This window comes from Rhodopseudomonas sp. WA056 (assembly GCF_010906995.1).
In the GTDB taxonomy this organism is placed as follows: Bacteria; Pseudomonadota; Alphaproteobacteria; order Rhizobiales; family Xanthobacteraceae; genus Rhodopseudomonas; species Rhodopseudomonas palustris_G.
Genome location: NZ_QPFS01000183.1, coordinates 1 through 6,849, shown reverse-complemented (window position 1 = coordinate 6,849; position 6,849 = coordinate 1). Strand labels below are relative to the sequence as shown.

The 6,849-nt window shown below is 65.9% G+C and carries 7 protein-coding genes; 5 read left to right on the top strand and 2 right to left on the bottom strand.

The genetic code is table 11. The features are described from left to right. A partial coding sequence (locus DU475_RS24145; RefSeq protein ID WP_205524512.1) for a hypothetical protein occupies positions 1-271 on the bottom strand: 271 nt, incomplete at its 3' end. On the opposite strand from DU475_RS24145, the gene cckA reads away from it, so the two are divergent. From cckA to DU475_RS22585, 5 genes are all read left to right on the top strand, one after another. Next, a complete protein-coding gene (gene cckA / locus DU475_RS22605; protein WP_246700399.1) occupies positions 270-2,837 on the top strand; it encodes a cell cycle histidine kinase CckA in 2,568 nt (855 codons plus the stop codon). The two genes, DU475_RS24145 and cckA, sit on opposite strands and share 2 nt — an antisense overlap. 72 nt (positions 2,838-2,909) lie before the next feature. Continuing rightward, positions 2,910-3,704, top strand: coding sequence for an FRG domain-containing protein (locus tag DU475_RS22600; RefSeq protein WP_013501241.1), 795 nt, complete (start codon positions 2,910-2,912; stop codon positions 3,702-3,704). After that, positions 3,701-4,072: a pPIWI-associating nuclease domain-containing protein gene (locus DU475_RS22595; protein WP_013501242.1), complete on the top strand. Its 372-nt coding sequence runs from the start codon at positions 3,701-3,703 to the stop codon at positions 4,070-4,072. Before DU475_RS22600 ends, DU475_RS22595 begins: the two co-directional genes overlap by 4 nt. A 140-nt stretch (positions 4,073-4,212) precedes the next feature. Beyond that, the gene (locus DU475_RS22590; protein WP_013501243.1) at positions 4,213-5,289 is read left to right on the top strand and encodes a Tim44 domain-containing protein; all 1,077 of its coding nucleotides are present in this window, start codon (positions 4,213-4,215) and stop codon (positions 5,287-5,289) included. 124 nt (positions 5,290-5,413) lie between these two features. Beyond that, a complete protein-coding gene (locus DU475_RS22585; protein ID WP_142883279.1) occupies positions 5,414-6,124 on the top strand; it encodes a glutathione S-transferase in 711 nt (236 codons plus the stop codon). A 156-nt stretch (positions 6,125-6,280) separates the two neighbouring features. On the opposite strand, the gene DU475_RS22580 is transcribed toward DU475_RS22585, so the two are convergent. Further along, a complete protein-coding gene (locus tag DU475_RS22580; RefSeq protein ID WP_164633390.1) occupies positions 6,281-6,640 on the bottom strand; it encodes a GFA family protein in 360 nt (119 codons plus the stop codon). Positions 6,641-6,849 lie beyond the last annotated feature (209 nt).

The following is a 6,849-nucleotide window of genomic DNA, read 5'->3' as shown; positions in this document are numbered from 1 at the left end:
GGTGGGGCAGCACCAGGCGGTCGCCGAGGTGATCGGTTACGTCATGAACCTGAAGCGGGCGTGGTCCGGCCGCAGCAATTGAGCGGGGCGATGCATCAGCAGCGAGGAGCGGGGCGGGCGGCGCGCCGCCCTGGCGCGGGAAGCCGGAACGGATTGTCCTTGATGGCCTGCGGACGGGCCGGAGGATGGTCTTGCGTTTCCGGCCGCGATTCAGGCAGTTGGAGCCGCGCCGCCGCGTGCCCGGCGGGCAAGGGACCGGTTCGGTGACCATGACCATCAACGATCAACAGGCTTCGTCCGAGCCGCGCCCGGCGTCGCCGGAGCCGGCCCGCCGCGGCGGCAGCATTGCGCTGGTGCTGCTGCTGGCAGGCGCCATCGTCGCCGCTGCAGTGGCGTTCATGACGCTCGGCCGTGCCGGCGCGCAGCCCTATATTCTCGGCCTGCTGGCGCTGCTGGCGATGGTCGGGCTGTTCATGCTGTTCGCGTTCGCGGCCGGCATCATCGGCTTCGCCGACCGCGCCGCCGAGGATCCGATCCTGCGGGCGATCCCCGAAAACGCCTTCGACGGCATCGCGGTCACCGACGCCGGCGGCCACGTGGTTTATGCCAACTCGACTTACCTGGCGCTGACCGGGGCGGCGACGATGCAGGACGTCCGCCCGGTGGAGCGGGTGTTCATCGGCAATCCCGATGTCTCCGAGGCGGTGTTCCGGCTGCTCAAGGCGGCGCGCGAGGGGCGGCGGTTGCAGGAGGAGGTGCGGGTCGCCGGCACCGACGGCAGCCAGGGGCGCTGGATGCGGCTGCGGGTGCGCCCGCTCGGCACCAGCAAGCGCGAAGCGCGGCAGACGGTGTGGTCGATCGCGGACATCACCCGTGACCGCGAGCGCCAGGAGGATGTGTTCCAGACCCTGCAACATGCCATCGAATATCTCGACCATGCCCCTTGCGGGTTCTTCTCGGTCAATCCGGCCGGCAACCTGGTCTATGTCAACGCCACGCTGGCCAACTGGCTCGACCACGACCTCGCCGAGATCGGCTCCGGCGGCCTGAAACTGTCCGACGTCGTGTCCGGCGACGGCGCCGCGCTGCTGACTTCGATCGTGCCGGAGCCCGGCGAGGTGAAGACCGAAGTCTTCGACATCGACCTGAAGAAGCGCGGCGGCCAGACCGTGCCGGTGCGGCTGTATCACAAGCTGGCGTTCGGGGCCGACGGCACGCCCGGCCCGTCGCGCACGCTGGTGATCAGCCGTGCCCGCGACGACCGGCTCGATCCGCAGCGCGCCGCCGAAATCCGCTTCATGCGGTTCTTCGACCAGACCCCGATGGCGATCGCCACCGTCGACAAAACCGGCGCGGTGGTGCGCGCCAACGCCCGGCTGGCCAAGCTGGCGCAGAGCCTCGATCCGGCCGGTTCGGCGGGATCGAAGTCGATCCTCGCCGCGGCCTCGGCGCGTGACCGCGCGGTGCTGGCGGGCGCGATCGAGCAGGCCGCCAGGGGGCAGGCCGACATCGCTCCGGTGGAAGTGATGCTCGACAGCGCCAAGGAGCGCTGGGGTCAGTTCTTCGTCACCGCGGTCAGCGACGAGACCGACAACGAAGCGGCGATCGTCTACATGCTCGAGACCACCGAGCGCCGCGCGCTGGAAAACCAGGTCAACCAGGCGCAGAAGATGGACACCATCGGCCAGCTCGCCGGTGGCATCGCGCACGACTTCAACAACGTGCTGTCGGCCATCATGATGGCCAACGACTTCCTGCTGAACGCGCACAAGCCGACCGATCCGTCGTTCCAGGACATCATGCAGATCAAGCAGAACGCCACTCGCGCCGCGACCCTGGTGCGGCAGCTCCTGGCGTTCTCGCGCAAGCAGACGCTGCGGCCGCAGGTGCTCGATCTCGGCGAGGCGCTGACCGACATCGACCGGCTGCTGAAGCGGCTGATCGGCGAGAAGATCGCGCTGGAGATGCAGCATGGCCGCGATCTGTGGCGGACCAAGGCCGACGTCTCGCAATTCGAGCAGGTGATCGTCAATCTCGCCGTCAACGCCCGCGACGCGATGCCCGACGGCGGCAAACTGACGATCCGCACCGCCAACGTCACGGCGTCCGCGGCCGCGCAACTCGGGCACAACGGCATGCCGGCGGCGGACTATGTCTGCGTCGAAGTCTCCGACACCGGCACCGGCATTCCGCCGGAGATCGTCGACAAGATCTTCGAGCCGTTCTTCTCGACCAAGGAAGTCGGCAAGGGCACCGGGCTCGGGCTGTCGACGGTGTACGGCATCATCAAGCAGACCGGCGGTTTCGTTTACGTCGATTCGGAAATCGGCAAGGGCACCAGTTTCCGCATCTATCTGCCGCGCCACGAGCAGGCCGCCGAGCCGCAGGTCGAGGCGCCCGCCGCCGCCGGCAGCGCCGTATCCGAACCGCCGCCGGCGGCGCCCAAGCCGCGCGCCGACATGACCGGGCAGGGCACCATCCTGCTGGTCGAAGACGAAGAGGGGCTGCGCTCGCTCAATGCCCGCGGCCTGCGCTCGCGCGGCTATCAGGTGATCGAAGCATCGAACGGCGTCGAAGCGCTGGAGGAGTTCGACGCGCACGGCGGCGAAGTCGATCTCGTCGTCTCCGATGTCGTGATGCCGGAGATGGACGGCCCGACGCTTTTGAAAGCGATGCGCGGCCGCAATCCGGATCTGAAGATCATCTTCGTCTCCGGCTACGCCGAAGACGCGTTCGAAAAGAGCCTGCCGGAAAACGAGCAGTTCGCCTTCCTGGCCAAACCGTTCGCGCTGAGCGCGCTGGTGGCGAAGGTGAAGGAGACGATGGAGTCGGACTGAAATACATTGGTGAGATGACGTATTTGATTTCTGAGATGGTTCGATCAGTCCCGGTGTAGGGGGAGCTGCTCGATGAGCATTGACGACAAGCGATCTAAGCTCACCCCACAGGCGTTGGCGGGCAAAAAGAGGCTTGAGGTCTGGGCGCGCTTTCTGGAGTGGCTTGACGGCCACGCCGATAGCGGTTGGGTTTTCCGCGGGCTGGGAGATCCAGGGTTCGAACTGCTGCCGGGTATCGGGCGCGGAAAGTACTCGCTCGCCAAGGAGCGGACGCTTATCGAAATATTCGAGCGGCGAGCTGCCGAGTTCACGGATTTGTCTCGGCTGAGCCGGTGGGAGCGACTTGCCCTTGCTCAGCATCATGGTCTGCCCACCCGGCTGCTCGACTGGACGACCAATCCTCTGGTCGCGGCCTATTTCGCCGTTACGGCGTCTCCCAAGAGTGTATCGGTCCGGATCACGAGACCGCGCTCGCCCTCGTTTCAGGCGGTGCCTGCCGCCGGCGAGGTCGGCGCGCGTATCGTCGCTTACAGAGTGAGGACGCGACAGATCATCGATCAAACGGCGGACGAGGACCCCTTCGCAAGGAGCGAGGTTGGATTTCTGCTTCCGCGTGCGGTGGCTACGAGGATCGTGAATCAAGGCGGGTTGTTCAGTTCTCATCCTGCACCGAACGTGCCGTGGGCGGCACCGCTGGACGATGCGGCTCACGTTTTCGATATTCCGGCTGCCCTGCGCGGCTATTTTCAGCGGCGGCTGTTCTATTTTGGTATGGATTCGCAGCGGATCATGGGAGGATTGGACGGCTTGGGCGCGCGCCTTGCCTGGCAGTACAATGCTGGTATCGGATTGGGAGCGGTCAGATGACGGTCACCGGCGCTCATCAGGTTCCGAAGTTGAAGCCGGTCGAAGACCGGAAGCTGCTTCGAGCGATCATCGATGCGGTCAGCGAATACGATCTGGCCTCTTCGCCGGAATGGGATCAACTCGATCAGTTGTCGACCCACACCGAATTCGAGTCGATCGACGCGAATCCTGACGGTATTTTCGAGGGGCCGGACAATTCGTTCGAGGCTGTGGGCGACGTGTATGTGACTTTGAATTACGGCGATCGTCGCGACTCGACGGCCGTCTCCGACGCCTTTCCGGTGCAAGTGGCGGGGACCTTTGACAGGCAGACCGGCAAAGTCGTCGTCGAATCTGTCACCATCGACACTTCTTCCTTCTACAATTAGGGTTCCTTCTACAATTAGGCTGTCGATTCAGGCCTCCCGCGACCGAGCGCCGCAGGCGTGCGACGACGCGCCCGCTTTCTTTTTGATCGGCGCTGCCCATTTTTACTAGGCTTCCCCCTGCCGGGGATTGAGGGAGTGACATGAATTTCTTGCATCGCACGCGCGGCGTTATCGCTGCTCTTGCCGTGACCATGGCTTTGGCCCTGCCGATGGCGATGGTGCTGTCGTCGGCCGCCGACGCCCGTGCCGGTCGCAGCGGCAGCATGGGCTCGCGCGGCTCGCGCAGCTTCGCGGCGCCGCCGAGCACCACCACCGCACCGGGGGCCGCCCAACCGCTCAACCGCACCTACAGCCAGCCGGGCAGCCCCGGCATGAACGCACCCGCCGCAGGCGCTGCCAACAAGGGCGGCTTCTTCAACCGTCCGGGCATGGGCATGCTCGGCGGCCTCGCAGCCGGTTTCCTCGGCGCCGGCCTGCTCGGCATGCTGTTCGGCGGCGGCTTCCTGTCGGGTCTCGGCAGCTTCGCCTCGATCATCGGGCTGATACTGCAGGTGGCGCTGGTCGTGATCCTGGCCCGTCTGGCCTGGGGTTGGTGGCAGCGCCGCAACAACCAGCAGGCAGCCTATGCGGCTGGTCCGGCGGCAGGCCAGGGCCCGCGGCCCGATGGAGCAGACGCCACGGGCCCGATGGGCAGGGCCACGCATGCCATGGACCAGAGTGCGGCCCAAGGTACTGCCCAAGGTACCGCGCAGGCGTCGCAGTCCGGTTATCGCTCCGGCTTTGGTTTCGGCGGCGGCGCGCGCAACGATCGGCCGCTCGAGATCAAGCCGGACGACTACGAGGCGTTCGAGCGGCTGCTCGGCGAGGTCCAGGCCGCCTGGTCGAACGAAGATATCGATCGGCTGCGTGAGCTCGCTACGCCGGAAATGGCTTCGTACTTCGCCAAGGATCTGGAGGAGAACAAGGCCGCCAACGACATCAACAAGGTGTCGGACGTGAAGCTGCTGCAGGGCGATCTCGCCGAAGCGTGGACCGAGGGTGAAACCGATTTCGCCACCGTGGCGATGCGGTTCTCGCTGGTCGACAAGACCCTGGAGCGCGGCACCGACCGGCTGGTCGCCGGCAGCGAGACGCCGATCGAGGCCACCGAGATCTGGACCTTCACCCGGCGTCCCGGCGCGAGCTGGGAACTGGCGGCGATCCAGCAGACCAACTGACGCTCTTCGCCAGAGCGATCCCTCATCGAAGCGCCGCGGACCTTCCGCGGCGCTTTTTTGTTAGGCTCCGGAGGAGACCGGCCGCAATGCAGGCCGTGCGGCGCTCACCACAGGGGCCGAACCGATGGCTTACGAATTATACTACTGGCCGACCATTCAGGGTCGCGGCGAGTTCGTGCGGCTGGCGCTGGAAGAGGCTGGTGCCGGCTATGTCGATGCCGCCCGCCGCGGCAAGGCCGGCATGGCGACCATGATGAAGCTGATGCAGGCCGATCAGGGCACGCCGCCATTCGCGCCGCCGTTTCTGAAAGCCGGCAAGCTGACCATCGGCCAGACCGCCAATATCCTGCTGTATCTCGGCAGCCGCCACGGTCTCGCACCCGCCACCGAATCGGGACGGCTGTGGGTGCATCAGCTCCAGCTCACCATCGCCGACCTGGTGCAGGAGGTGCACGACACCCATCACCCGATCGGCACCATGCTGTACTACGACGACCAGCGGAAGCCGGCGAGGAAGCGCAGCGCCGAATTCTGGGACAACCGTGCCCCGAAATTCCTCGGCTATTTCGAGCGCCTGATCGCCGGCGGTGGCGGTGCGTATCTGACGGGGCGCAAGCCGAGCTACGCCGATCTGTCGCTGTTCCAGATCGTCGAGGGCCTGCGCTACGCGTTTCCGAAGCACATGAAGGCATTCGAGCGCGACATTCCCAAGCTGGTCGCGTTGCACGACCGCATCGCCGAGCGCCCGAACATCGCCGCCTACCTCACCAGCGACCGCCGCATTCCGTTCAACCAGGACGGCATCTTCCGGCACTACAAGGAGCTGGATAAGTAACAGCTTGTCCGGTGGCGCTCGATCTCTCCCCAAGTCATTCCGGGGCGCGCCGACAGGCGCGAACCCGGAATCTGATCCGAGCACATTACCTCGAGATTCCGGGTTCGCTCGCTGACGCGAGCGCCCCGGAATGACCGTGGTAAGAATGGCCGCCGACTACCTGTGCCGGCCGTCGATCGGGGTCATCGTCAGTTGCGACAGTTCGATGCCGTCGATGCACGAGACGTTCAGCGCCACCACCTCGGTGCCGTCGGGCTTGGTGCCGCGCGCGAACACTTCGACGCCGCATTCGCCGCAGAGCTGGTGGCTGATCGCGCGCTTGTTGAACAGGTATTCCTTCAGGCTGTCCTCGCCGGCGCGGAGCTGAAAGCTCTTCGGCGGCAGGAAGGTGAAGTGCAGTCCCTTCTTGGTGCAGATCGAGCAGTTGCAGGCCGTGACCATCGACAGGTCGGTGGTGCATTCGAACCGCACCAGGCCGCAATGGCAGCCGCCGGTCATGACTCTGACGTCGCTCATCAGCGCTACTCCGCTATCTACCCACGGAGTCTAGCAGAGCGTGGGCCGCGTGCCAGCAGCCCTCCGCTTGTTGGCACCGAAACGACAAAGCCCCGCGCGCGGCGGGGCCAGTCGTCCTGCGCGCGGTCCCTGTTTCGGCAGCTACGCGATCTGGTCGATGCGCGTGCCTTGGCCGGGCGGCAGCGCCGCCTTGGGCGGCTGGATGCTGG